We start from the raw sequence: 25300 nt of genomic DNA, 5'->3' as shown, positions 1-25300 counted from the left end.
TGGGCGTGCGGGACGCACATGAAGCGCTTACCGGATGCCGTTCGGCATCCCGAACGCGCGGTGTCCCGTTCAGCGGCGTGGGGTTCGGTGGGGTGCGGTTCAGCCCGCGTAGGGGTCCGGCACCTCACCGGCCCTGGCCAGGAACTCGAAGTCGCAGCCGGTGTCGGCCTGCGTGATGTGCTCGCTGTAGAGCGCGCCGTAGCCGCGCCCGTACCGTTCCGGTGGCGGGGTCCACTCCGCCCTGCGCCGCTCCAGCTCCGCGTCCGCCACGTGGAGGTGCAGGGTGCGCGCCTCGACGTCGAGAGTGATGAGGTCACCGGTGCGGACGAGGGCCAGGGGCCCGCCGACGTACGACTCGGGCGCGACGTGCAGGACGCACGTGCCGTAACTGGTGCCGCTCATCCGGGCGTCGGAGATCCGCACCATGTCCCGCACGCCCTGCCGGAGCAGGTGGTCGGGGAGGGGCAGCATGCCGTACTCCGGCATGCCCGGACCGCCCTTGGGCCCGGCGTTGCGCAACACGAGCACATGGTCGGGGGTGATGCCGAGGGACGGGTCGTTGATCGTGCGCTGCATGGTCCGGTAGTCGTCGAAGACGACGGCCGGGCCGGTGTGCTTGAGCAGGTGCGGCTCGGCGGCGATGTGCTTGATGACCGCGCCGTCGGGGCACAGGTTGCCGCGCAGGACGGCGACGCCGCCTTCCTCGGCCAGCGGGTTGTGGCGCGGCCGGATCACGTCGTCGTCGTGCACCAGCGCCCCGGCGAGCTGTTCGCGCAGCGTGGTGTGGGCGACGGTCGGCCGGTCGAGGTGGAGCAGGTCGGTCAGGCGCGAGAGGAAGCCGGGCACTCCGCCGGCGAAGTGGAACTCCTCCATGAGGTACCGCCCGCCGGGGCGGAGGTTGGCGAGCACCGGCACGGTCCGGGCGATCCGGTCGAAGTCGTCGAGCGTGAGGGTGACGCCGGAGCGTCCCGCCATGGCGATGAGGTGGATCACCGCGTTGGTGGAGCCGCCGAGCCCGAGGACGGTCGTCACGGCGTCCTCGTACGCCTCCCTGGTGAGGACGCGGGACAGCCTCAGGTCCTGGCGGACGAGTTCCACGATCCGCATCCCGGAGGCGGCGGCCATGCGGTCGTGCCCGGAGTCGACGGCGGGGATGGAGGAGGCACCCGGCATGGTGACGCCCAGGGCCTCGGCGGCGGCCGTCAGGGTGGAGGCGGTGCCCATGGTCATGCAGTGGCCGGGCGAGCGGGCCAGACCGCTCTCCAGCTCCGCCATCTCGCAGTCGCCGATGAGGCCGGCGCGCTTGTCGTCCCAGTACTTCCACATGTCCGTGCCGGAGCCGAGGACTTCGCCGCGCCAGTGGCCCGGCAGCATCGGCCCGGCCGGTACGAAGACGGCCGGCAGGTCGGCGGAGGCGGCGCCCATCAGCAGCGCGGGTGTCGACTTGTCGCAGCCGCCCATCAGCACGGCCCCGTCCACCGGGTAGGAGCGGAGCAGCTCCTCCGTCTCCATGGCGAGGAGGTTGCGGTAGAGCATGGGGGTGGGCTTCTGGAAGGTCTCGGAGAGGGTGGAGACCGGGAATTCCAGGGGGAAGCCGCCGGCCTGCCACACGCCCCGCTTCACGGCCTGGGCACGGTCACGCAGATGGACGTGGCAGGGGTTGATGTCGGACCAGGTGTTGAGGATCGCGATGACCGGCTTGCCGAGATGCTCCTCGGGGAGGTAGCCGAGCTGCCGGGTGCGGGCGCGGTGGCTGAAGGAGCGCAGCCCCGACGAAATATCGCTGCCGTACCACTGGTGGCTGCGGAGGTCTTCCGGCTTCATATCTCCCAGTCCTCGACCATCTCGGCGACCTCGGCGCGCCGCGCCTCCGGCAGCAGGCGGCTCGGCGGGCGTACGTCGCGGCGGCACAGGCCGAGCGCGTCCAGCGCCTCCTTGACGACGGTGACGTTGTCGGCGGCCTGGTCGGCGGCGCGCAGCTCCTCGAAGGGGCGGATCCGCTCCCACACCTTCGTGGCCCCCTGGTAGTCCCCGGCGCGCAGCGCGTCGAGCATGGCGAGGGAGACCGCCGGGGAGACGTTGACGAGCCCGGAGGTGAAGCCGGTGGCGCCCATGGCCCAGTAGGCGGGCGCGTACAGCTCGGCGAGCCCGGCGATCCATACGAACCGGTCCAGCCCGGCGTCACGGGCGACGGCGCCGAAGTGGGCGGCGTCGGGCACGGCGTACTTGACGCCGATGACGTTGGGGCACAGCTCGCCGAGGCGGGCGATGGTGGCGCCGTCGAGGAGGGGGTTGCGGACGTAGGGGACGACACCGAGCTCCGGTACGGCGTCGGCGATGGCGCGGTGGTAGTCGACCCAGCCGTCCCGCGAGACGTAGGGGTGGACCGGCTGGTGGACCATCACCATGCCGGCGCCCGCGTCGCGCGCGTGCCGGGCGGCGGCCGTGGCCGTGGCCAGGTCGTGTCCGACGCCGACGAGGACGGCGGCGCGGTCACCGGTGTCCTCCAGGGTCAGTTCGGTGACCAGGCGCCGCTCTTCGGGGGTGAGGGCGTAGAACTCGCCGGTGTTGCCGTTCGGGGTGACCGCCCGTACGCCGCCGTCGAGCAGCCTGCGCAGCAGGGCGCGATACGTGGCACGGTCGACGCCGCCGTCGGCGTCGAACGGTGTCACGGGGATCGCGACGACGTCTGCGAGCGCCGCCCTCAGCGTTGAGTGGTCCATGCGGCTGTCCGTTTCTGTGTTCGGAGGGGTCCGGGGGAGCTGGAGGGTCCGGGGAATCCGGACTCCGTGAGCCGTGGGTTCACGGACTCGGGAAGGCCCGCTCGACGAACGAGGCGATGTGCCCGTGCAGGGCCGACGCGGCGCCGTCCGCGTCCCCGGCGAGGGCCAGGCCCAGGATCCGCCGGTGTTCGTCCGCCTCGCGCTGCCAGGACGGCTCGGCGCTCCAGGCGACGGTCGAGACGAGCGCGGCCTGGTCGCGCACCTCGTCGAGCATCCGGGCGAGCAGCGGGTTGCCGCACGGCAGGTACAGGGCGCGGTGGAACTCCCGGTTGGCCAGGGACCGTTCCGCCTGGTCGGCGGCGGCGTCGGCGTCGTCCAGGGCCTGTCCGGCGGCCTGAAGGGACGCGCGGCGGCCGATCGTACGGCGCAGCGCCTCGGGTTCGAGGAGCAGCCGCACGTCGTAGACCTCGCGCGCCATGGCGGCGTCGACGGTGCGGACGGTGGCGCCCTTGTACTGGCTCATGACGACGAGCCCGGTGCCGGCGAGGGTCTTCAGCGCTTCCCGTACCGGCGTCTTGGACACCCCGTACCGCGCGGCCAGTTCCGTCTCCACCAGCGGCTTGCCGGGGGGGAACCGCCCGGTGAGGATCGCGTGCTTGATCGCCTCCAGGACGTACTGGGTGCGGGAGGGAATCGGGATGGGGGCGGCGAAGGCCATACGGGTGGCTGCTCTCATATCTCGCGTATCGCGTCTCATATATGACGTACGAAGTACGACGCGATGAAGGTAGGGCGGTGGCCCGAGCACGTCAACGCTTCTGACAAAACAAGTGGGTTCGGATCAGGGCGGGTTCCCGGTCCGGCCGTGCCCCCTCGGCCCGTACGCCGGCCGTATGACGTACGGAGCGGTGAGGGCCCTGCGGGACCGCGGCGCGGGGCCGTACCCGACCGGGGTGGTGGTCTGCGGCTTCGGCTCGGCCGGAATGTGGCTGGTGGCGGGCGTCTGGGGCACATCCCTGACGGGGCCGGACGCCCTGGCCGCGCTGACGGTGTTCGCCTTGTGGGCGCCGCTCCTCGCGGGCCCGGCGCCGGGGGCGGCCGCCGACCGGACGCGGCGCCGGCCGCTGCTGGTGCGGCCGAACCCGGGCATGGCCGCGCTGCTGCCCGCCCTGCTGCTCGTGACCCGCCCGGGCGGGTGTGGCCGCTGTTCGCGGGCTGTTCGTGCTCCGAACGCCCCGTTCCCGGGGGTGGGCGCGGTCCTGGTCACCGTCGTGGGCGTACACACCCTGCTGCCGCTGCTCGCGGCCCCGGGGCCGGCCGCGGCGGCGCTCGGGCGGAGCGGCCGGGTGCGGCCGGGCGCGGTCACGCCAGGGCGCGCAGCGCCCCGGTGACCGCCTCCAGGTCCGGGTCGGAGGCCAGGCCGGCGTGGTACAGGCGCAGTTCGGTGGCGCCCAGGTCGCGTGCGCGGGAGGCGTCGGCGGTGAGCGTGCCCGGGGAGCCGCCCATGCCGGTCACCACCGTGAAGTTGGCCGCCAGGACGGTGTCCACGCGCGCGTGGGCGGCGAACGGCGGGAGCACCGCTTCCGCGCCGCCTCCCGTGCAGGGCAGGACGACGCCGTCCGCGACGGCAAGGATGTGCGCCGGGTCCACGCCCGCGTTGGCGCCGGTGCGGTACGCGGCCGGGTCGGCGTGCAGCAGGATCCGGAAGCCCGGGTGGGCGGCCGCCCGGACCGCCGCGACGGCCGCCTCCTGGAGGGTGCGGGCGGCCCGGGTGCGCCAGGCGAGCGTGGCCGCGGCGAGGTCCGCGCCCAGCAGCTTCTCGACACCCGCCCATCCCGGGCCCGGCGGGCCGCCCCGACCGGCCCACACGGGCCCCAGGGCGCGGCGTACGGCGGCGGCGAGCTCGTCGGGGTCCAGGCCCTCACGCGCGTACCCGTCGCGGCACACGTCGCAGAAGCACAGGGACATCAGGTACTGCGCGGCGTCCCCCAGGGTGACGCCGCCGATCTTGTCGTGGGCGTGCAGGTGGGCCATGCCGTACCAGCCGCAGGACTCCAGCTCGGTGCCGTGCGCCCCGGGCCGTACCGCCGCTTCGGCGGCCAGGTCGACGAGGTACGCCCGCACGTCGGGGCGGGCGACGCAGGGCGCCCACGGATAGCGGTCGCCGTAGGCGTTGAGCACGGACGTGCCGGGGTGTTCGGCGCCGAGGCGGGAGCTGTGCGCGAGGACGACCCAGCTGTGGACCTCCAGTCCGGCCGCCTCCAGCGCCTCGGCCGCCGCGCCGTACGCGTCGCCCGGGGCCCAGTTCCCGGCGGTGTACGGCCGAAGTTCGCGCTCCGTCCACCGTGCGGGTTCCGGCGGGTAGAGGACGGCCGCGTACTCGGCGGTGACCACGCGGTGGCGCGGATGGCGCGGGGTCAGGGCGCGGGTGGAGTGGTACGCGGAGGCGAGGGTGACCTGCCGGACGCCGAGGGAGGCGATGCGGGAGGCGGCGTCCGGGTCACCGATGACGTCCCAGGGGTAGACGAACGCGGAGGCCCTCACCGGTCGCCCTCCGGGTCCGCCAGCAGGGCACGGCCGCGTTCGACGATCCCGGCGAGCTCCTCGACGTGGGCGGGGGCGGGCTCGCTGAGCGGCGGGCGCACCTCGCCGACGTCCAGGCCGCCCAGCCGCACCGCCGCCTTGACGAGCGAGACGGCGTACCCCTGCCCCTTGGCGCGCAGTTCGACGAGCGGCCGGTAGAAGCCGTCGATGAGCCGGTTCGCGGTCGCGTCGTCACCGCTGTTCAGGGCGGCGTGGAAGGCGAGGGCCAGGTCGGGGGCGAAGCAGAAGACGGCCGACGAGTAGAGGCTCACGCCGATGCCCCGGTAGGCGAGGGCGGTGAGCTCGGCGGTCGGCAGGCCGTTGAAGTACAGCAGGTCGAGCCCTTCGGCGCGGACGGCGCTGACGATGCGCTGCATCAGGTCCAGGTCGCCGAGTCCGTCCTTCAGCCCGATGACGCCGTCGACGCGGGCGAGCGCGACGACCGTCCCGGGGGTGAGCACGGCGTTGTCGCGCTGGTAGACGATGACATCGAGGGAGGTGGCCCCAGCCAGCGCCGTGTAGTGGCGCAGGAGCCCTTCCTGGTCGGCGACGACGAGGTACGGCGGCATGGCGAGCAGCCCGTCCGCGCCCGCCTCCTCGGCGAGGCGCGCGTACCGGATCGCGAGCGCGGTGCCGTAACCGGCACCCGCGACCACGGGGACCCGTCCGGCGGCCTCCTCGACCGCCGCGGCGACGCAGGCCTGGAACTCCTCGGGGGTGAGGGCGTGGAACTCGCCCGTGCCGCAGCAGGCGAAGACCGCGGCGGCCCCCGCCTCGATGCCACCGCGCACATGGGCGCGGAACGTGTCGAGGTCGAGCGCGCCGTCCGGTCCGTACGCGGTGACGGGGAAGAACAGCAGGCCGTCGAGCCGGCCGGCGAGCGGGGCAGAGGTCACGGGCGCTCCCTGAGCAAGCATCGTGCACGAATCTGACTGTCGTCTACATTTATGAACCCGACCCACGCTAGGGCAGCCGTTTGGAGCCGGTCAAGGCGCCGTTCGCCGGGAAACCCCAACTGACAGGCGAAGTTGGGAGGGCGGGCACCCCCTTGACGCTCGGGACCGCACCTCTCTAGCGTGTCCACGCATGTGAATGCGGTCCATGCCGCTGGCCCCGTATCCGAGCCGCCGCGCTTCCCCGAGGAGATCCGCCCATGCCCGCTCCCCGTACCGTCCTGCTCACCGGCGCCGCCGGCGGCCTCGGCACCCTCATGCGGGGGCTGCTGCCCGCGTACGGATACGACCTCCGCCTCCTGGACCTGGCCCCGATCGAGGGCGAGCCGGACGCGATCACCGCCGACCTCGCCGACAAGGAGGCGCTGCGCGAGGCCGTACGGGGCGTCGACGCGATCATCCACCTGGCGGGCATCTCCCTGGAAGCCCCCTTCGAGAAGATCATGCGCGCCAACATCGAGGGCACGTACAACCTCTACGAGGCGGCCCGCGCGGAGGGTGTCCGCCGGATCGTCCTCGCGTCCAGCAACCACGCCGTCGGCTTCACCCCCCGCCCGCGCCCGGGCGACCCGCTGATCCCGATCGACACCCCCCGGCGCCCCGACACGTACTACGGCCTGTCCAAGTGCTTCGGCGAGGACCTGGCCCAGCTCCACTGGGACCTGCACGGGGTGGAAACCGTCTCCGTACGGATCGGCTCCTGCTTCCCGGAACCCACGTCCGTGCGGATGCTGTCCGTCTGGCTCAGCCCCGGCGACTGCGCCCGCCTCTTCCACGCGGCCCTCACCGCCGAGGACGTCCGGCACACCGTGGTGTACGGCTCCTCCGCCAACACCCGCCTGTGGTGGGACCTGTCCTCCGCCCGGGCGCTCGGCTACGAGCCGCGGGACGACTCCGAGCGGTACGCCGAGAAGCTCATCGCCGAGCAGGGCGAACTGGACGACGCCAACCTGGACCACGCGTACCTGGGCGGCCACTTCACCACCCACCCGCCGCAGTGGCCGCATTGAGGGGCGCACCACCGATAACCGGGTGACGAGCGGGCCCGTGGGCGGCAGGATGCCGCCCATGCCCCGCCCCCATGGATTCACCTACGTCCGCCTCGCCGACGGCTCCGTCGGGATCACTCACCGGGGCCGCCCCGCCGGCACGCTGCGCGGCCCCCGCGCGGAGAAGTTCGTCGCCGAAGCGGAATCCGGTGACGCCCAGCTCGTGATGGCCCGCTGGACCGGCGCCTACAAGCACGGCAACGAGCGGGCGGCCCAAAACCACCCCCGTAACCGGAGTGGCCGAAGGTAAGGGAACGGCAAAGCGGTCCCGGTCGTTACCCCGGCATGACAGCTATGACCCCCGGCTCGAACATCCCGCTCACCACCGCCCGGGTGGCGGTGGACGTCTCCGCGCCCGTGCGGCTCGACGTATCGGGCCTGCTGCTCACCGCCGACGGCAAGGTGCGCTCCGACGACGACTTCATCTTCTACAACCAGCCCTCCGGCCCCGGTGTCACCTACCGGTCCGGCGGCGGCACCGCCCCCGACGCGATCATCGTGGACACGGCCGCCGTGCCGCCGGGCATCGAGAAGATCGTCGTCACGGCCAGCCCGGACGCGGCGGGGCAGACGTTCCAGGGCATCGAACCGACCGCGACCATCCGCGACGCCGGCACCGGCGGTGTCCTCGCCACCTTCACGCCGCCGCGGCTCGGCACCGAGACCGCGCTCGTCGTGGTCGAGATCTATCTGCGGGGCGGGGTGTGGAAGGCCCGCGCGGTGGGCCAGGGGTACGCCGACGGGCTCGCCGGCATCGCCAAGGACTTCGGTGTGTCGGTGGACGAGGAGCCCGCGGCCCCGGCCGCTGCCTCCCCGGTCGCTCCACCGGTCACCGCGCCCCCGGCCCCCGCCGCTCCGGCGACTCCGGCCGCTCCGGCTCCCGCGCCGCCCGCCGCCGCGGCCCCCGCCGCACCCGCCGCCTCCGGGAAGATCAACCTCGACAAGGGCCGGGTCAGCCTCCAGAAGAACCAGACCGTCTCCCTCGTCAAGGGCGGCCGGCCGCTGCTCTCCCAGGTCAAGATGGGCCTCGGCTGGGAGCCCGCGTTCCGCGGCAAGGACATCGACCTCGACGCCTCCGTCATCGCGTACGGCCCCCAGCGCAACCACCTGGACAGCTGCTACTTCGGCAAGCTGTCCATCCTGAACGGCTCCGTCAAGCACTCCGGCGACAACCTCACGGGCGAGGGCGCCGGCGACGACGAGGTGATCGTGGTCGACCTGGGCCGGCTGCCCGCGGACGCGACCGGCCTGGTCTTCACGGTGAACTCCTTCACCGGGCAGAAGTTCACCGAGGTCGCCAAGGCGTACTGCCGGCTGATGGACGCGGCGACCGGCGAGGAGCTCGTCCGGTTCGACCTCACCTCCGCCGAGCCGCAGACCGGCGTCATGATGGCGAAGCTCATCAAGCAGTTCTCGGGCGAGTGGGAGATGACCGCGATCGGCGAGTTCGTCAAGTCCCGGACGGTCCGGGGCATGGTGAAGCCGGCCGCCCAGGCGCTGTAGTCACCCGGGCGGCCCACGGCGCCGGCCCGCCCGGCGTCAGGCGGCGTACACGTCCTCCACGTACCGGCCGTCGGCGACCAGACCGTCCAGCCACGCCCCGGCCGCCGCCTCGTCGGCGCCGGTCGTGTGCCGCGTGTACACCGTCCGGAAGGCGTCCCGCACACCGGGCGCCATCCGGGCGGCGTCGCCGCACACGTACACCCGGGCGCCGGCCCGCAGCAGCCGCCACAGCTCCGCCGACTCGGCGTCGATGCGGTGCTGTACGAACCGGGCCCCGGCGACCGGCGCGGCGCTGAAGGCCGGACGCATCGACACCGCACCGGCCGCCTCGGCCGCCCGCAGCTCGTCGGCGTGCAGGTAGTCGGCGTCGGGCGCGTCGCAGCCGAAGTAGCAGAGGGCGGGGCCCAGTTCCGCACCCGAGGCGAGACGCGCGCGCCGGTCGGCGATGACCCCCCGGAAGGGCGCGAGCCCGGTGCCCGCGGCGACCAGGATCAGCGGCTCGGTGCCGTGCGCGATCCGGAACGCGTCCCGGCATGGCTGGACGCGGGCCAGCACCGTGTCACCGGGCCTGACCGACGCCAGGTACGCCGAGCCGGTGCCCGGCGCCGTGCCGAGCGACACCATGAGGTCGACGTGCCCGGGGTCCACCGCCGGTGACGAGGAGACCGAGTAGGTGCGGGGCCGCATCGGCGGCAGCAGTTCCAGCAGCACCGGCCAGGTCAGCACCTCGCGCAGGGCCGGGTGGGCCTCCACCAGGTCGAGCAGCCCCGCCCCGCCCGGCCGCGCGGCGCGCAGGGCGGCCTGCTCGGGCGGGCAGGGGTTGAGCCCGGCGAGCCGCTCCAGCTGGTCGGCGCCGGGCCGGTGGCCGAGGTCCACGTGGTGGGCGAGCAGCTCCCGTACGGTCACGGGCCGGTCCAGTGCGAGGGCGGCGCGTCCGGGCCGGGCGGGGACGACGCTCAGGACGGTGTCCGGGTCGGCGCCGAACAGGCGGACCGCGCGGTCGACGAGCGCCGGGGCGTTGACGGGGAGGACGGCGAGGTGGTCGGCCGTGCGGTAGGCGGCCCCTTCGGGCAGCGCGAGCCGTACGAACCGCTTCACGCGCGCGTACGACGGTTCCGTCAGCGCCGCGCTGCCGGTGACCGTCATCGGCACCAGACCGTGCCGGGCGGCGAGCGCGTCCAGGGGGCCGCCGGTGAGCTCGGTGACGGTGTACGCGGCCCCGTCGCCGTTGACGGTGTGCGCCGCCGTGCCCCTCTCCCCCACCGAGGCGGGGTCGCCGTACCGCTCCAGCAGCTTTCCCAGGAGCCCGTTCGTGAACGCCCGTACCGCCCCGCCCAGGTCCCCGGACGCGTCCGCCTGACCGCGGGGCATGAGCCGGGCGCCGCCGAGCCCGGCGAGCCGCTCGTCGAGGAGCGTGGGGACACGCTGGTAGGTGGCGGCCCAGGTGCGGTCGCCGACACCGAGCACGGCGTACGGGACCCCGTCCGCGGCGCCCGCCTCCGCCTTGCCCAGCCACTCCACGAACGCCGCCGCGTCATCGGTCGGACGGCCGTTGTACGAGGCGGCGACGATCACCACGGGCCGGTCGGCCGGCAGGCCGCCCGCGTACGCGTCCAGCGGCGCCACCGCCGTCTCGCAGCCGATGCCGTCCGCCGCGCCCGCCAGGTCCTCGGCGAAGCCCCGGCAGGTGCCGTAGTTGCTGCCGTGCAGCACCAGCAGCCCCGTGCCGGGCCGCACGCGCGACGCCCCGCCGCGCACCCCGCCCTCCTCGGCGACGGCCGCCCGCGCGGGGCGGGCGAACCGCTCCGTACGCGGCAGGAGCGTCAGTGTGAAGCCCGCCGGCTTGAGCGTGAGCGTCTCCTTCACGCGCAGCCGGTAGTCGGCGTGGTCGACGGGCCGGTAGCGGTGCACCAGCATGGCCAGCAGCATGGTCGCCTCGTGCAGCGCGAACTGCCGTCCGATGCAGGCGCGTTCACCCGTACCGAAGGGCTTGTACGCGTGACCGGGACGGGCCGCCTCGGCCTCCGGGTCGAACCGGGACGGGTCGAAGAGCTCCGGGTTGTCGCCCCAGACGCCCGCGGCGCGGTGCAGCATCGGGACGACGACGGTGGCCGCCTCACCGGCACGCATCGGGATCCGGCCGCCGAGGACGGTGTCCACGCGCGCGTGGCGGCTGAACGCGGCGGCCGTCGGCCACAGCCGCAGCGCCTCGTTCAGCACCTGCCGGGTGCGGCGCAGCAGGCCGACCTCCTCGAACGACGGCTCGGGATCCGCCGTGTCACCCCACAGTTCGTCGACCTCGCGCTGTACGGCGCGCAGTTCACCCGGGTGCTTGGTGAGGTGGTACAGCGCGAAGGACAGGGCGCCGGACGTGGTCTCGTGGCCCGCGATCAGGAAGGTGATGACCTGGTTGCGGATGTTGGCGTGGTCGAGGCCGGAGTCCAGCATCAGCCCCAGCAGGTCGTCGGTGCCGCGCTCCCCCGACGCCGTACGGCCGGCGATGACCTCGTCGACGACGGAGGCGAGGTAGGCGGCGTCCCCGCGGAACGCCTCGTCCTCCTCGCCGTGATCGGTGCCGGGGACGCGTCCGAGGCGGTTCATGGACCACTCCAGGCAGCGCACCATCGCCTGGACGAAGGGGTGCGGCCGGTCACCGCCGTCGAACGAGCCGAAGTCGTAGCCGAACCCGGCCAGTCCGATGGTGTCCAGGGTCATGCGCGTCATGTCCTCGGGGACGTCGACAGGCCTCCCGCCGGCCGCGTGCGCGTCCCAGGAGCGGATCAGCCGCCGGGCGACGCGGAGCATCACCGGGTGGTACGTGCGCATCGAGCCGAGTGCGAAGGCGGGCATCAGCACACCGTGCGCCCTGGCCCAGTTGGGCTCGTCGTTGTACGCCGTGAACAGGCCGTCCCGCGCGAACTCGCGGACGTTCTCCAGCGCGGGGCCGACGTACTTGGCGAACCGTTCCTCGTCGCACAGCTCGGCCACCAGGTCGGGATCGCTGACGAAAAGAGTGTCACGGCCGTGCAACCGGCGCCGGATCACGGGGCCGTGGGTGCGCAGGAGGTCCATGACCTGCTGGAGGGGGGTGGCTGTCACTCCGGTCGCGGAGATGTCGACGACGGGTACGGGGATGTCCACGACGGGTACGGGGGTGTCGTTCCTCATGCCCTCAGCGTCGCCCCGGGCACCCGCCCGCCTTCGCGCGTCTTCTACATGATTCTGTAGTCCCATGCACGGCAGGCCGCAGGACATTCTCGAGAGCGGTGACCTCGTCGACTGGCGCAACCGGGCGCTGCTCGTCTTCGACCGGGTGCCGGTGCCGGTCGCGGTGTGCCGGACGGACGGGCTGGTGCTGCTGGCCAACCCTGCCATGGCGGCGGAGTGGGGCACGAGCCCGGGCCGGCTGCCGGGGCGGAACGTGCTGGAGCTGTTCCACCCCAGCTCGGCGGAGCAGGTCCACCGCATCGTGGAGGCCGTCCGGCGGGGCCACCGCTCCCGCTACCCGATGCGCGTGCACTGGACGGCGCCGGACGGCCGGGAGCGGTACGGGGAGCTGACCGCCGACACCGTCAGCGACTCGGCGCAGGCCCCGCTGTGGCTGCTGGTGCTGCTGAAGGTGCTCGGTGACCGCCCGGAGCCGCCCGGCCGCCCGGCCGCGCAGGTGACCCCGGTGGAGAAGCGGATCCTCGCCCTGGCCGCGGGCGGCGCCACGACCGAACGGATCGCCCGCTCCGTCGGCCTCACCGTGGACGGCGTCAACTACCACCTGACCCGGCTGTCCCGCCGCTGGGGCGTTCCGAACCGTACGGCGCTGGTCGCCCGCGCGTACGTCCTCGGCGTACTGGCCCCCGACACCTGGCCCCCGGCGGCGGGGTGACGCGCCGCCACCGGCCTCTCGGGGGGGGCCGGTGCGCGCGACCGGGGCCTCGGCCGCGCCGGACAAGGCGGGGAAGCCCCCGGCCCGGGTCAGGGCCGGGCGCGGCACACCCCCCCCGCCCGCCGGCCCCACACGCACCGCGCGGCGAGGCCCCGGGCGCGCCGGCCCCCGGTTCCGGGGAGGGGCGGGACAGAGGACTGACCACCGCCCACGCCCCGGGCCCCAGCGCCCCCAGGCCCCGTGGCCCCCGCGAGGGGACCGTCAGCCGCCCGACCGCGAGCGGGCCTTGAACGCGGCCTTCCGGGCCGCCTTCGCCACCCGCTTGTCCCGGTGCAGCCGCCCCATCGCCTCCAGCACCTCCGGCGTCGCCGGGTGTTCCACCCGCCACGCCGCGTCGAAGAACCCGCTGTGCTGGCCCGTCAGGCCCTCCACGAGGTCCTGGAGCTCCTCCAGTTCGCCCTCCGCGTCCAGCTGGGCGGCGATCGTGTCGATGGCCAGCCAGAAGATCATCGACTCCGGTGGCACCGGGACGTCCGCCGCGCCCCGTTCCGCGAGCCAGACGCGGGCCAGGCCGCCCAGTTCCGGGTCGTCCAGCACGTCGCGTACCGCGGGTTCCGCCTCGGCGCCGGCCAGCGTGAGCGCCTGCTGGCAGCGCAGACGGCGCAGCGGCGAGCCGGCGTCGGCGCCCTTCGCCGCGGCGAGCAACTCGCGCGCCGCGGCGACCGGTTCGCGGCGGGCCAGCCACTGGGCGGTCTCGGCCCGCGCCGACGCCTCGGGGAAGTGCGCGACGCCCTCCAGCAGGGCGTCCGCTCCCTTGTCCGCCAGGTCGCCGACGGCCGGCGCGTCCACCCCGGCCTCCAGCAGCCGCGCGCGGACGCCGTACAGCCCGAGCGGGGTGAGCTTCACCAGCCCGTACCTCGACACGTCCTCGTCGTCGCCGGCCGCGGCGGCGTCCGCGTCGCCCTCCTCGGCCATCAGCGCCTCGTCGACCGGCGTGTACTCGACGAGCCCGATGGGCTCCAGGACCCGGAACTGGTCGTCCAGCCGCATCATGGCCTCCGACACCTGCTCCAGGATGTCGTCGGTCGGTTCGCCCATGTCGTCCGGGACGATCATGGACGCGGCGAGCGCGGGCAGCGGGACCGCGCCCGGGCCCGCCCCTTCGCCCACGTCGCTCGCGGAGACGGTCAGCAGGTACAGGTTGCCGAGGACGCCGTCGAGGAAGTCGGCCTCCCGCTCGGGGTCCCAGTCGAGCGCGTCGAGGTCGATCTCGCCGTTCTCGCCGATGGCGTCGGCGAGGTCGTCGAGCAGCGGCGCGGTCGCGTCCGCGAAGACGGTCTCCAGGCCGTCCAGCCAGAGCGCCAGGACGTCCTGCGGCGCACCGCCCGTCACGAGCGGCAGGTTGTGCCCCGCAGCGGCGGTGCCGTCGTCGCCGTCGTCGTCGCCGTCCGCCGGGTCCTCGACCTCCACGAGTCCGGTGTCGACGGCGATCCGCCACGCCTCGCTCGCGTACGCGGCGCCGTCCTCGTCCGCCGCGAGCCCGAGCGCCTCGGCGGCGGCGGGCAGCAGCTCCTCGACGAGCTCGCCCCCGGCGCCGACCCGCGTCCCGGGCCCCGCCCAGCGGGCGAGCCGGACGGCCCGGGCCAGCAGCGGGGCGGCGAGCGCGTCGCGCGCCAGCTCCGCGTCCGAGGGCAGCCGTACCGGCGGCAGGGTGGGGCGGTCTGACGACATCAGGGATCTCTCCTCGGGGCTGGGGGCCGGGCGGCCCCCAGCGTAGACGCATTTGGGGGTATGTCCGGTGGTTCATGTACCGGTCAACCCCCGTCCACCCGTCACCCCTTGACAAGTGCCGGTCACACACAAGACATTGACGCGCGTAGATCTCTTACCCCGATCTCACCCCTCACCTCCCACCGTCATCGGAGCCTTTCCATGCCTTCTCCCCTGCCGAGAACCGCGCACAGAGCTGCCGCCGTCTCCGCCGTCGTGGCCGCCGCGCTGGCCGCCGGCCTGCTCACCGGATCCGCCTCCGCCTCCACCGCGACGGACACCTCGACGGACCAGGCGTCGGACGTGGCGACCACGGCGTCGAACACGACGCGCATTCACGACATCCAGGGCTCCACCCGTATATCCCCGCTCGCCGGCCGCCAGGTCACCGGCGTCCCGGGCGTCGTCACCGGCGTCCGCACCTACGGCTCGAAGGGCTTCTGGTTCCAGGACCCGCAGGCCGACGACGACCCGGCCACCAGCGAGGGGCTGTTCGTCTACACCGGTTCCGCCCCGACCGTCGCCGTCGGTGACGCGGTCACCGTCTCCGGCACGGTCACGGAGTACATCCCGGGTGGCACGTCCTCCGGGAACCAGTCCCTCACCCAGATCTCCAAGCCCACCGTCACGGTGGTCTCCTCGGGCAACCCGCTCCCCACGGCCACCGTCGTCTCGGCCCGCTCCGTGCCCTCCGCGTACGCCCCCGAGGGCGACCCGGCCGCGGGCGGTTCGATCAACGGCCGCACCCTCCAGCCCCGCACCTACGCCCTGGACTACTACGAGTCCCTGGAGGGCGCGAACGTCCGCATCGGCTCCTCCCGCGTCGTCGGCGCGACCGACCCGCACGCCGAACTGTGGGTCACGGTGAAGCCGCACGAGAACGCCAACCGCCGCGGCGGCGCGGTCTACGGCTCGTACACCTCCCAGAACACCGGGCGCCTGCAGATCCAGTCGCTGACCCCGCTCTCCCAGCAGCCGTTCCCCAAGGCGAACGTCGGCGACTGGCTGACCGGCACGACCGAGGGCCCGCTGGACTTCAACCAGTTCGGCGGTTACACCCTCACCGCGCGCACCCTCGGCACGGTCGCCGACCAGGGCCTGGAGCGCGAGGTCACCGAGGCGCAGCGCCCGGGCGAGCTGGCGGTGGCGACGTACAACGTCGAGAACCTCGACCCGTCCGACCCGCAGGAGAAGTTCGACGCGCTCGCGAAGGCCGTCGTGGACAACCTGGCCTCGCCGGACATCGTCGCCCTGGAGGAGATCCAGGACAACAACGGCGCCAGGAACGACGGTACGGTCGCCGCCGACCAGACGCTGAAGAAGTTCACGGACGCGATCACCGCCGCGGGCGGCCCCGCCTACGAGTGGCGCACCATCGACCCGGTCAACAACAAGGACGGCGGCGAGCCGGGCGGCAACATCCGCCAGGTGTTCCTCTTCAACCCCGACCGCGTGTCCTTCACGGACCGCGCGGGCGGCGACGCGGCCACGGCGACCGGTGTCGTACGGGAGAAGGGCCGGGCCGCCCTGACCCACTCCCCCGGCCGGATCGACCCGGCGAATGCCGCCTGGGACAACAGCCGCAAGCCGCTCGCGGGCGAGTTCACCTTCCGCGGGCGCACGGTCTTCGTGATCGCGAACCACTTCGGATCGAAGGGCGGCGACGAGTCGCTGGTCTCGCACCACCAGCCGCCGAACCGTTCCTCCGAGACCAAGCGCCTCCAGCAGGCGCAGACCGTCAACACCTTCGTGAAGGACATCCTCCAGGTGCAGCGCACCGCCGACGTCGTCGTCCTCGGGGACATCAACGACTTCGAGTTCTCGGCGACCACGCAGGCGCTGGCGGACGGCGGGGCGCTGTACCCGGCCGTCCTGTCCCTGCCGCGCGACGAGCGCTACTCGTACGTCTACCAGGGCAACAGCCAGGTGCTGGACCAGATCCTGACCAGCCCGTCGATCCGTCACTTCGAGTACGACAGCGTCCACATCAACGCGGAGTTCGCGGACCAGAACAGCGACCACGACCCGCAGGTGCTGCGCTTCCGCCCGTAACCGGCGGTGAGGTCACGCGCCCGCGCATGGGCTCAGCGCGGGCGCGTACCGCAGCACGCGGTCGTTTTTGCACCGCCCCCCTGTGGTGCGGTGAGGCACCCCTCATGGAGACAGGTCCGCTTGAGGTCCGTCAACGGGCGGCAGCCCCGCCGCCCACCGGGGCGACGGGGCCGAAGGGCCGAACCGGCCGGGCGGGCCCGGCTCGGTCAGCCCGGCCAGGTACCCGTCAGGCGGCGGACGCCGACGGCGCCACCGCGGTCCACCGCCGCCTTGACCGCCGCGAAGATCGCTCCCTGCACGGCCGCGGCCAGCAGGATCTCCTTCCACTCCCGTTCCTCGTCCATCGCGTCAGGGGCGTCCCCGTCGCCGATCAGCGCCCAGGCGCGCGCGAACAGCGTGCTGGCCACGGCGCCGCTCGCGAGGCCGAGGAGCATACCCACGGGCCGGTAGAAAAGTTTCTGCTTCTTGCGCTTCTTCTGGTCGGCCATCCCCGTCCTCATCCCCACTTTCCGCTGCGCCGCAGCTGCCACAGCACGATCCCCGCGACCACCACCGTGGCGACGGCGGCGATGAAGGGCTTCGGGTTGCTGCGGACCTGTTCCGGAGTCTTGTCGTGCACCAGGCGGGCGGCGCGTGCCTTCACATCCGTCCTGGCCATCAGCTGGTCGATGGTCTCGCCCAGCTCCTCCCGTTTGCGTGCCGCCTGGAGGCGGAGCTCATCCGGCCCCGGGGTCCGGGACGTCTCCCGTGTCATCGGTGGACCCTCTCCTTGATCTCGTGGACGTCCGAACGCACCCCGTCGATCGCCCGCTCGGGCTTGGGGGGCACCGCGCTCTTGAGCTGCTTGCGTCCCAGGACGGCCAGCAGCCCCGCCACCGCGAGGAACAGCACGGTCGCGATGAGCACGGCCGCCCATACGTCGAGGGCCAGCGCCAGCAGAGCGGCCACGGTGGCCCACACGCCGATCAGGCCGACATAGCCGACGGCGGCGGCGGCTCCCAGCAGCCCGCCTCCCTTGCCGGCCCGTTTGCCCTTCTGCATCATCTCGGCCTGCGCGGTGCGCATCTCGGCCTTGACCAGGTCGGAGAGCTGTTCCGACGCCTGCTTCACCAGCTCGCCGACCGACGGTTCTCCGGCCACGGTGGATCGCCTCCCATCTCGTACGGGGAGGTCCGGGTACCCGCGTCGGCCGCGACCTATCCCTACGGACTGTTCAGCAGCGCTTGCCCTGGGTCCCCAGCAGAACTAAGTGGACCTCCGCCGGTGCGCCGCCCGAGACTGCGGCCATGACACACTCCACCACCACTCCCCCCTTCGGCCGCGCCCTGTGCGCGATGGTCACGCCCTTCACCCCGTCCGGGGAGGACGTGGACCTCGACCGGGCCCGGAAGCTGGCCGTCGACCTGGTCGCGGAGGGTTGCGACGGACTCGTCCTGAACGGTACGACCGGCGAGTCGCCGACGACGACGGACGCCGAGAAGGCCGCGCTGGTACGGGCCGTCCGCGACGCGATCGGCGCGAGCGCGGTGATCGTCGCGGGCGTGGGCACGGCGGACACCCGCCACACGGTCGAGCTGGCCCGTCAGGCGGAGGCCGCGGGAGCGGACGGCCTGCTGGTGGTGCCGCCCTACTACAGCCGCCCGCCGCAGGAGGCGGTCGAGGCGCACTTCCGGCGGGTGGCGGACGCGACGGGGCTGCCGCTGGCGCTGTACGACATCCCGGGGCGCACGGGCACCCGTATCGAACCCGCGACGGTGCTGCGGCTGTCGGCGCACCCGCGCGTTGTGGCGGTGAAGGACTGCGCGTACGACCTGATGGGCTCCACCAAGGTGCTCGCCCGCACGTCGCTCGCGTACTACTCGGGCTGCGAGGAGATGAACCTGCCGCTGTACGCGGTCGGCGGAGCCGGGTTCATCAGTACGGTGGCCAATGTGGCGCCGCGCCAGGTGCGGGCGGTGCTGGACGCGTTCGACGCGGGCGACACCGCGCGGGCCGCCCGGCTCAATCAGCGGCTGCTGCCACTGGCGGAGTTGATGATGGCGTCCGGCCTGCCGGGAACGGTGACGGTCAAGGCGCTGCTGGACGCGGGCCCGGTCCGGGAACCGCTGCAGCCCGCCGGCCGGGAGGTGGTCGACGGGCTGCGAGCCGCGTACGAGGAACTGCTTCAGGAGCCGGTCACCTGATTGCTGCCGAGGATCGAGACGTGCTCCAGCACGTCCTCCATCGGGTCGTCGACCTGCCCGATGGAGAGCAGCGTGATGTGGTGGCCGTTCTCGGAGCCGCTGTGGGACTCGTCGGCGTGCGCGGCGCCGCAGTGCAGCAGAGCCACGAGCGCGAGCACCCCGGAAACGATCAGCCTGCCGGTCCTGGTGGCGGTCTTCATATCAGCCGTCCCTCGTGTCGCCGATTCGTGTGATCTACGCCGACCTGCTTATCCGTCCCGCGGACGGAGAGGTCACGGGTGTTCACACGAATCAGCGACGCGGCTCGGTGGCTGCTGCGGCCGGCGGTGAGACCGCTGCTCAGTTGTGGCTGTGCAGGATGTCGTTGAGCCCGCCCCACACCGCGTTGTTCGGGCGGGCCTCGACGGTGCCGGTGACCGAGTTGCGGCGGAAGAGGATGTTCGAGGCGCCGGACAGCTCGCGGGCCTTGACGATCTGTCCGTCCGGCATCGTCACCCGCGTACCCGCCGTGACGTACAGTCCCGCTTCGACGACGCACTCGTCGCCGAGTGCGATACCGACGCCGGCTTCGGCGCCGACCAGGCAGCGCTCGCCGATGGAGATGATGACGTTGCCGCCGCCGGAGAGGGTGCCCATGGTGGAGGCGCCGCCGCCGATGTCGGAGCCGTCGCCGATGACGACGCCCGCGGAGATACGGCCCTCGACCATGGAGGTGCCGAGGGTGCCGGCGTTGAAGTTGACGAAGCCCTCGTGCATGACGGTGGTGCCGGCGCCGAGGTGCGCGCCGAGCCGCACCCGGTCGGCGTCGGCGATGCGGACGCCCTTGGGGACGACGTAGTCCGTCATGCGCGGGAACTTGTCGATGCTGGTGACCTGGAGGTGCAGGCCCTCGGCGCGCGCGTTGAGGCGGACCTTCTCGATGTCGTCGACGGCGACCGGGCCGAGGGAGGTCCAGGCGACGTTGGCGAGCAGCCCGAAGATCCCGTCGAGGTTCTGCCCGTGCGGCTTGACGAGCCGGTGGCTGAGCAGGTGCAGACGCAGGTACGCGTCGTGCGCGTCGAGCGGCTTCTCGTCCAGGGAGGCGATGACGGTGCGTACGGCGACGACCTCGACGCCCCGGCGGGCGTCGACGCCGACGGCCGTGGCGGCGCCCGCGCCGAGGAGGTTCACGGCCTCGTCGGGGGTGAGCCGCTCGGTCCCGGCCGGCCCGGGCTGCTCGGTGAGCTCGGGCGCGGGGAACCAGGTGTCGAGTACGGTGCCGTCGCCGGCGATGGTGGCGAGGCCGGCGGCGACGGCGCCGGTGGTGCGAGGTGCAGAAGTCATGCAGGAAACCTAACCGCCGCTCCCCGGCTCAGGCGAACCGGTCTCATTCGCCGAACGCCGGGCGGGCGGCCCGCCCCCTCTTCCCGGACGAGCGCACAGGTCGGGGCCGTATGGCGTGTCCATGGTGCGCGGCGCCTGGTGGCGCGTGTTCGGCATCACGCTGCTGACGTGGCTGATGGCCGTCGTGGCGGGCTACGTCGTCCGGCTGCCGTTCTCGCTGCTGAACCTGCTGCCCGGCCCGGCGCTGTCGACCGGCGAGGCGGACAGCGGCACCGCCCTGGCGCTGGTCGTCACGCTGCTCGCGTTCACCCTGCTCGCCCAGCTGATCGGCCAGATCCTGACGGCGGCCCGCAGCTCGTGACGAGCCTGCTCCACATCGACCAGCGCATCCGCACGGAGGGCCTGGCTCCGCCCCTCGCCGAGGCGGCGACCGTCACCCGATGAGCGATGTCCTGGGCCGCAGTACGCGGAAACTCGTTGCCCTCGGGGTCGGCCGGCACCACCCAGGTGACGTCCTCCCCGTGGTCGAGGTGCAGCCGGTTCTTGACGGTCTTCCCCTCGGGCACGGGAGGAAGACCGTCCCCGGCATCGCGTGCGCGTCGGCGTCGATGACGATCTCCTCTGGGCCCTCGTGGACGATCTTCCCGTCGAGGACCCGCGGCCAGAACCGGGCGAGGGCCGTCGTGGGCGTCGATCGCGATCCGGTACAGAGAGACGGCCATGCCCGCCAGTGTGCCTGGCAGGCATGGCCGTCGCAGCCGGAATCCCGGGTGCGTCAGACGTTGAAGCCGAGCGCGCGCAGCTGCTCGCGGCCGTCGTCCGTGATCTTGTCCGGGCCCCACGGCGGCATCCAGACCCAGTTGATCCTGAGTTCCCTGACGATGCCGTCCGTCGCGGCCTTCGCCTGGTCCTCGATCACGTCCGTCAGCGGGCAGGCCGCCGACGTCAGCGTCATGTCCAGGGTCGCGACGTTCGAGTCGTCGATGTGGATGCCGTAGATGAGGCCGAGGTTGACGACGTCGATACCCAGCTCGGGGTCGACGACGTCGTACAGCGCCTCGCGGACCTCCTCCTCGGACGCCGGCTTCATCAGGGCGGTCTCGTTCTCGCTCATGCCGTCTCCCTCTCCGCGCCGTCACCCATCGCCTGGGCCGTCGCGTCCTTCCATGCCATCCAGCTGAGCAGGGCGCACTTCACCCGGGCCGGGTACTTGGAGACACCGGCGAACGCGACCGCGTCCTCCAGCACCTCCTCCATCGCGTCGTCCGGCTCGATCCTGCCTTTCGACTGCATCAGTTCCAGGAAGGTGGCCTGGATCTTCTGCGCCTCGGCGAGTTCCTTGCCGACGAGGAGTTCGTTCAGGACGGACGCCGACGCCTGGCTGATGGAGCAGCCCTGGCCCTCGTACGACACGTCCTCGATCCGCGAGCCGTCGTACTTCACGCGCAGCGTGATCTCGTCGCCGCACGTCGGGTTGACGTGGTGCACCTCGGCGTCGCCGTCCCGCAAGCCCCGCCCGTGCGGGTGCTTGTAGTGGTCCAGGATGACGTCCTGGTACATCGAATCCAGCTTCACACCCGCTCCTAGCCGAAGAAGTTCCGGACGTGCTCCAGGCCGTCGACCAAGGCGTCGACCTCGGCCGGCGTGGAGTACAGATAGAACGACGCCCGCGTGGTCGCAGGAATTCCGTACCGCAGGCAGACCGGCCGCGCGCAGTGGTGACCGACCCGGACGGCGATGCCCTGCTCGTCGAGGACCTGGCCCACGTCGTGCGGGTGGATGTCGCCGAGTACGAAGGAGATCGCCGCCCCGCGGTCCTCGGCCGTCACCGGACCGATGATCCGCAGGTCGGGGACGTCCCGCAAGCGCTGGAGGGCGTATTCGGTGATCGCGTGCTCATGCGCGGCGATCTTGTCCATGCCGATCGCGGAGAGGTAGTCCACGGCCGCGCCGAGCCCCACGGCCTGCGCGATCGGGGGCGTACCCGCCTCGAACTTGTGCGGGGCCGGGGCGTACGTCGACGAGCTCATCGACACGGTCTCGATCATCTCGCCGCCGCCGAGGAACGGCGGGAGGTCCTCCAGCAGCTCCTGGCGGCCCCAGAGCACGCCGATGCCGGTCGGGCCGCACATCTTGTGGCCGGTGAAGGCCACGAAGTCCGCCTGGAGGGCCTGAACGTCCAGCACCATGTGCGGGGCGGCCTGCGACGCGTCGATCAGCACGAGGGCGCCGACGTCCTGGGCGCGGCGGACTATCGCCTCGACCGGGTTGACCGTGCCCATGATGTTGGAGACCAGCGTGAAGGAGACGATCTTCGTCTTCTCGGTGATGATCTCCTCGATGCGGGAGAGGTCCAGCCGGCCGTCGTCGGTCAGCCCGAACCACTTCAGCTTCGCGCCGGTGCGCTGCGACAGCAGCTGCCACGGGACGATGTTGGAGTGGTGCTCCATCTCCGTGATGACGATCTCGGTCTCACGGTCGACCCGGTAGGGCTCGTCGGCCCAGCCGAGCATGTTGGCCACGAGGTTGAGCGACTCCGAGGCGTTCTTGGTGAAGATCACCTCGTTGCGGCTGGGCGCGTTGATGAACGCGGCGACCTTGTCGCGCGCGCCCTCGTACAGCGCCGTGGCCTCCTCGGCCAGCACATGCACGCCGCGGTGCACGTTGGCGTTGTGCTGTTCGTAGTACTCACTGAGCACGTCGATGACCTGGCGCGGGGTCTGCGAGGTCGCCGCGTTGTCCAGGTACACGAGCTTCTTGCCGTCGTGGAGCACCCGGTCGAGGATCGGGAAGTCCTTGCGGATCGCCTCGGTGTCGAGAAGGCCCGGCAGCTGTGTCACGCGGATGCGCCACCCTTCGTGTACGACTCGTACCCCTCGTTCTCCAGCTTGTCGGCGAGCTCGGGGCCGCCCGACTCCACGATCCGGCCGCCGGAGAAGACGTGGACGTGGTCGGGCTTGATGTAGCGCAGGATGCGCGTGTAGTGCGTGATCAGCAGGGTGCCGACCTCGCCCGTCTCGCGGACGCGGTTGACGCCCTCGGAGACGATGCGCAGCGCGTCGACGTCCAGACCGGAGTCGGTCTCGTCGAGGATCGCGACCTTCGGCTTGAGGAGCTCCAGCTGGAGGATCTCGTGGCGCTTCTTCTCACCGCCGGAGAAGCCCTCGTTGACGTTGCGCTCGGCGAAGGCGGGGTCCATGTTGAGGCGCTCCATGGCCTCCTTGACCTCCTTCACCCAGGTACGCAGCTTGGGGGCCTCGCCGCGGATGGCGGTGGCGGAGGTGCGCAGGAAGTTGCTCACCGAGACGCCCGGGACCTCGACCGGGTACTGCATCGCCAGGAAGAGGCCGGCGCGGGCGCGCTCGTCGACGGACATCTCCAGGACGTCCTCGCCGTCGAGGGTGACGGTGCCGCTGGTGATCGTGTACTTGGGGTGACCCGCGAGCGAGTACGCGAGCGTCGACTTGCCGGAGCCGTTGGGGCCCATGATGGCGTGGGTCTCGCCCTGCTTCACGGTCAGGTCGACGCCCTTGAGGATCTCCTTCGTGGCGTTGTCGGCCTCGACGGAGACGTGCAGGTCGCGGATTTCAAGCGTTGCCATGGGTGACTCAGGACTCCTGGGTGACGGAGACGAGCACATCGTCCCCTTCGATCTTTACGGGGTATACGGGGACGGGGCGCGTCGCGGGGAGGCCGGACGGCTTGCCGGTGCGGAGGTCGAAGGCCGACCCGTGCAGCCAGCACTCGATCTGACAGTCCTCGACCTCACCCTCCGACAGCGAGACGTTCGCGTGCGAGCAGATGTCGTGGATCGCGAACACCTCCCCCTCGGTGTGGACGATGGAGATGGGCGTGCCGTCGAGTTCCACCCGCTTCGGGGTGTCCTGCTCCAGCTCGCTCAGCCCACAGGCTCGGACGAAGGCCATCAGAGGGACGCCTCCAGCTCGGCCTCGATCCTGGCGATGAGGCGCTCCTCGACGTCCGGCAGACCGATCTGCTGGACGAGCTCGGCGAAGAAGCCGCGGACGACGAGGCGGCGGGCCTCGATCTCGGGGATGCCGCGGGCCATCAGGTAGAAGAGCTGCTCGTCGTCGAAGCGGCCGGTGGCCGAGGCGTGTCCGGCGCCGGCGATCTCGCCGGTCTCGATCTCCAGGTTGGGCACGGAGTCGACGCGGGCGCCGTCGGTCAGAACCAGGTTGCGGTTCATCTCGTAGGTGTCGGTGCCCTCGGCCGCGGCCTGGATGAGGACGTCACCGATCCACACGGCGTGCGCGCCGTCGCCCTGGAGGGCGCCCTTGTACGCGACGTTCGACGTGCAGTGCGGGGTGTTGTGGTCGACGAGGAGGCGGTGCTCCTGGTGCTGCCCCTGCTCGGTGAAGTACAGGCCGAACAGCTCGGCCGTGCCGCCGGGGCCCGCGTAGCTGACGCGCGGGTGGAGGCGGACGAGGTCGCCGCCGAAGGTGACGACGACGGACTTGAAGGAGGCGTCCCGGCCGATCAGCGCGTTGTGCTGGGCGACGTGGACGGCCTTCTCGTCCCAGTCCTGGATGGACACGACGGTGAGCCTGGCGCCGTCGCCGAGGACGTAGTCGACGTTGGCGGCGAGCACCGCGTCGCCGGTGTGGTCGATGACCACGACGGCCTCGGCGAACGCGCCGAGCTCGATGACCTGGTGGCCGAAGGCGGTGCCGCCCTGGCCGTGCACGGAGATCCGGACCGGCTCGGTGAGCACGGTCTCCTTGGGCACGGTGACGACCGAGGCCTTCTCGAAGGCGGAGTACGCCTGGGCGGCGACCCGGTCCACCGGGGTGCCGGCCTTGCCGAGCCGCTCGTCGTCGCGGCCGACGGTCTCGACGGTGACGCCCTCGGGCGCCTCCACCTCGACGCGTACGCCGTCGCCGGTCGCGATCGCGGTGCCGTCGTGCAGACCGCGGAGCCGCTCCAGCGGCGTGAACCGCCACTCCTCCTCCCGGCCGTGCGGGACGGGGAAGTCCGCGACGTCGAAGGACGGGGGGGCGCTCATGCGGGTGGCGACGGTGGACTCGGCGGCCACCGCGATGGAGCCGGCGGTGGTGGAGCCCGCCGGGAGATTCTGAGCCTCAGCCATGGCTGTCGGTCTGCTCGCTTTCTGCGTTTCGGTGCGTTCGCCGCCCGCGGGACGGCCGGTGGTGGCCGGTCGTCCCGCGGGCCGCTCACTGGCTCACCGGGGTGAGCCGGGGGACGTGATCGATACGGCCGGGCGTCAGGGGGCGTGCCCCCGGGGAGTGTCTTCGAGTGGCGT

General features: G+C 72.5%; 26 protein-coding genes and 1 pseudogene. 8 read left to right on the top strand and 19 right to left on the bottom strand.

The window, feature by feature from the left end; translation table 11 throughout:
- Positions 1-99: 99 nt before the first annotated feature.
- The 3 genes from araD to ABZZ38_RS04525 form a co-directional block, all read right to left on the bottom strand.
- Complete coding sequence (araD, locus tag ABZZ38_RS04535; protein ID WP_356735659.1) at positions 100-1824, bottom strand: L-arabinonate dehydratase; 1725 nt, start codon at positions 1822-1824, stop codon at positions 100-102.
- Positions 1821-2723, bottom strand: a complete 903-nt coding sequence (locus ABZZ38_RS04530) for a dihydrodipicolinate synthase family protein (protein ID WP_356735657.1) — start codon at positions 2721-2723, stop codon at positions 1821-1823. Before ABZZ38_RS04530 ends, araD begins: the two co-directional genes overlap by 4 nt.
- Positions 2724-2802: 79 nt before the next feature.
- On the bottom strand, positions 2803-3441 hold the full coding sequence (locus ABZZ38_RS04525) for a GntR family transcriptional regulator (RefSeq protein WP_356735865.1): 639 nt from the start codon (positions 3439-3441) through the stop codon (positions 2803-2805).
- A gap of 175 nt (positions 3442-3616) precedes the next feature.
- Here ABZZ38_RS04525 and ABZZ38_RS04520 point away from each other — a divergent pair, with 175 nt between their 5' ends.
- Complete coding sequence (locus ABZZ38_RS04520; RefSeq protein ID WP_356735655.1) at positions 3617-4114, top strand: hypothetical protein; 498 nt, start codon at positions 3617-3619, stop codon at positions 4112-4114.
- Here the strand turns inward: ABZZ38_RS04520 and ABZZ38_RS04515 are convergent.
- Both ABZZ38_RS04515 and ABZZ38_RS04510 read right to left on the bottom strand, forming a co-directional pair.
- Positions 4086-5267, bottom strand: a complete 1182-nt coding sequence (locus ABZZ38_RS04515; protein ID WP_356735653.1) for a hypothetical protein — start codon at positions 5265-5267, stop codon at positions 4086-4088. The two genes, ABZZ38_RS04520 and ABZZ38_RS04515, sit on opposite strands and share 29 nt — an antisense overlap.
- Positions 5264-6202 (bottom strand): 5-dehydro-4-deoxyglucarate dehydratase, encoded by a 939-nt coding sequence (locus ABZZ38_RS04510; RefSeq protein ID WP_356735651.1) that lies wholly within the window; start codon positions 6200-6202, stop codon positions 5264-5266. Before ABZZ38_RS04510 ends, ABZZ38_RS04515 begins: the two co-directional genes overlap by 4 nt.
- A 257-nt stretch (positions 6203-6459) precedes the next feature.
- On the opposite strand from ABZZ38_RS04510, the gene ABZZ38_RS04505 reads away from it, so the two are divergent.
- The 3 genes from ABZZ38_RS04505 to ABZZ38_RS04495 are packed head-to-tail and all read left to right on the top strand — an operon-like array spanning position 6460 to position 8811.
- Complete coding sequence (locus tag ABZZ38_RS04505; RefSeq protein ID WP_356735649.1) at positions 6460-7269, top strand: NAD(P)-dependent oxidoreductase; 810 nt, start codon at positions 6460-6462, stop codon at positions 7267-7269.
- A 58-nt stretch (positions 7270-7327) separates the two neighbouring features.
- Entirely contained in the window at positions 7328-7558 is a 231-nt protein-coding gene (locus ABZZ38_RS04500) for a DUF4213 domain-containing protein (protein WP_356735647.1), read from the top strand.
- Between the two features lie 35 nt (positions 7559-7593).
- Positions 7594-8811: a TerD family protein gene (locus ABZZ38_RS04495; RefSeq protein WP_356735645.1), complete on the top strand. Its 1218-nt coding sequence runs from the start codon at positions 7594-7596 to the stop codon at positions 8809-8811.
- 36 nt (positions 8812-8847) lie between these two features.
- On the opposite strand, the gene ABZZ38_RS04490 is transcribed toward ABZZ38_RS04495, so the two are convergent.
- Positions 8848-11979, bottom strand: a complete 3132-nt coding sequence (locus tag ABZZ38_RS04490; RefSeq protein WP_356735643.1) for a cytochrome P450 — start codon at positions 11977-11979, stop codon at positions 8848-8850.
- Between the two features lie 64 nt (positions 11980-12043).
- Here ABZZ38_RS04490 and ABZZ38_RS04485 point away from each other — a divergent pair, with 64 nt between their 5' ends.
- Positions 12044-12691 carry a PAS domain-containing protein gene (locus ABZZ38_RS04485; protein WP_356735641.1) on the top strand — a complete coding sequence of 216 codons (648 nt, stop codon included), beginning with the start codon at positions 12044-12046 and terminating at the stop codon, positions 12689-12691.
- A 261-nt stretch (positions 12692-12952) separates the two neighbouring features.
- Here ABZZ38_RS04485 and ABZZ38_RS04480 read toward each other — a convergent pair whose 3' ends face one another.
- Positions 12953-14422: a hypothetical protein gene (locus ABZZ38_RS04480; RefSeq protein ID WP_356735639.1), complete on the bottom strand. Its 1470-nt coding sequence runs from the start codon at positions 14420-14422 to the stop codon at positions 12953-12955.
- 201 nt (positions 14423-14623) lie between these two features.
- Here ABZZ38_RS04480 and ABZZ38_RS04475 point away from each other — a divergent pair, with 201 nt between their 5' ends.
- Entirely contained in the window at positions 14624-16513 is a 1890-nt protein-coding gene (locus ABZZ38_RS04475) for an endonuclease/exonuclease/phosphatase family protein (protein ID WP_356735637.1), read from the top strand.
- 206 nt (positions 16514-16719) lie between these two features.
- Here ABZZ38_RS04475 and ABZZ38_RS04470 read toward each other — a convergent pair whose 3' ends face one another.
- The 3 genes from ABZZ38_RS04470 to ABZZ38_RS04460 are packed head-to-tail and all read right to left on the bottom strand — an operon-like array spanning position 16720 to position 17653.
- On the bottom strand, positions 16720-17001 hold the full coding sequence (locus tag ABZZ38_RS04470; RefSeq protein ID WP_356735635.1) for a DUF4235 domain-containing protein: 282 nt from the start codon (positions 16999-17001) through the stop codon (positions 16720-16722).
- Between the two features lie 8 nt (positions 17002-17009).
- Entirely contained in the window at positions 17010-17267 is a 258-nt protein-coding gene (locus ABZZ38_RS04465) for a DUF3618 domain-containing protein (RefSeq protein ID WP_356735633.1), read from the bottom strand.
- Entirely contained in the window at positions 17264-17653 is a 390-nt protein-coding gene (locus tag ABZZ38_RS04460) for a phage holin family protein (RefSeq protein ID WP_356735631.1), read from the bottom strand. The genes ABZZ38_RS04465 and ABZZ38_RS04460 overlap by 4 nt, the downstream gene beginning before the upstream one ends.
- 146 nt (positions 17654-17799) lie before the next feature.
- Between ABZZ38_RS04460 and dapA the strand changes: the two genes are divergently transcribed.
- Positions 17800-18696, top strand: coding sequence for a 4-hydroxy-tetrahydrodipicolinate synthase (dapA, locus tag ABZZ38_RS04455; RefSeq protein WP_356735629.1), 897 nt, complete (start codon positions 17800-17802; stop codon positions 18694-18696).
- Here the strand turns inward: dapA and ABZZ38_RS04450 are convergent.
- Entirely contained in the window at positions 18678-18896 is a 219-nt protein-coding gene (locus ABZZ38_RS04450) for a hypothetical protein (RefSeq protein WP_356735627.1), read from the bottom strand. The two genes, dapA and ABZZ38_RS04450, sit on opposite strands and share 19 nt — an antisense overlap.
- Positions 18897-19035: 139 nt before the next feature.
- Positions 19036-20019: a 2,3,4,5-tetrahydropyridine-2,6-dicarboxylate N-succinyltransferase gene (gene dapD, locus ABZZ38_RS04445; RefSeq protein WP_356735625.1), complete on the bottom strand. Its 984-nt coding sequence runs from the start codon at positions 20017-20019 to the stop codon at positions 19036-19038.
- A gap of 121 nt (positions 20020-20140) precedes the next feature.
- Between dapD and ABZZ38_RS04440 the strand changes: the two genes are divergently transcribed.
- Positions 20141-20380, top strand: coding sequence for a hypothetical protein (locus ABZZ38_RS04440; RefSeq protein WP_356735623.1), 240 nt, complete (start codon positions 20141-20143; stop codon positions 20378-20380).
- A gap of 109 nt (positions 20381-20489) precedes the next feature.
- On the opposite strand, the pseudogene ABZZ38_RS04435 reads toward ABZZ38_RS04440, so the two are convergent.
- The 7 genes and pseudogenes from ABZZ38_RS04435 to sufD form a co-directional block, all read right to left on the bottom strand.
- Positions 20490-20741: pseudogene (locus ABZZ38_RS04435) on the bottom strand (VOC family protein); the annotation flags it as partial.
- Between the two features lie 53 nt (positions 20742-20794).
- On the bottom strand, positions 20795-21133 hold the full coding sequence (locus ABZZ38_RS04430; RefSeq protein WP_356735621.1) for a metal-sulfur cluster assembly factor: 339 nt from the start codon (positions 21131-21133) through the stop codon (positions 20795-20797).
- Positions 21130-21594, bottom strand: coding sequence for a Fe-S cluster assembly sulfur transfer protein SufU (sufU, locus tag ABZZ38_RS04425; protein WP_356735619.1), 465 nt, complete (start codon positions 21592-21594; stop codon positions 21130-21132). The genes ABZZ38_RS04430 and sufU overlap by 4 nt, the downstream gene beginning before the upstream one ends.
- An 8-nt stretch (positions 21595-21602) precedes the next feature.
- Complete coding sequence (locus ABZZ38_RS04420) at positions 21603-22859, bottom strand: cysteine desulfurase (protein WP_356735617.1); 1257 nt, start codon at positions 22857-22859, stop codon at positions 21603-21605.
- On the bottom strand, positions 22856-23620 hold the full coding sequence (sufC, locus tag ABZZ38_RS04415; protein WP_356735615.1) for a Fe-S cluster assembly ATPase SufC: 765 nt from the start codon (positions 23618-23620) through the stop codon (positions 22856-22858). The genes ABZZ38_RS04420 and sufC overlap by 4 nt, the downstream gene beginning before the upstream one ends.
- Positions 23621-23627: 7 nt before the next feature.
- Positions 23628-23945, bottom strand: a complete 318-nt coding sequence (locus ABZZ38_RS04410) for a non-heme iron oxygenase ferredoxin subunit (protein ID WP_356735613.1) — start codon at positions 23943-23945, stop codon at positions 23628-23630.
- Entirely contained in the window at positions 23945-25126 is a 1182-nt protein-coding gene (gene sufD, locus ABZZ38_RS04405; protein WP_356735611.1) for a Fe-S cluster assembly protein SufD, read from the bottom strand. Before sufD ends, ABZZ38_RS04410 begins: the two co-directional genes overlap by 1 nt.
- Positions 25127-25300 lie beyond the last annotated feature (174 nt).

Origin of the sequence: Streptomyces sp. NPDC006368 (assembly GCF_040612535.1) — a bacterium.
Classification (GTDB): Bacteria; Actinomycetota; Actinomycetes; order Streptomycetales; family Streptomycetaceae; genus Streptomyces.
This window is presented reverse-complemented; position numbering and strand designations above follow the sequence as displayed.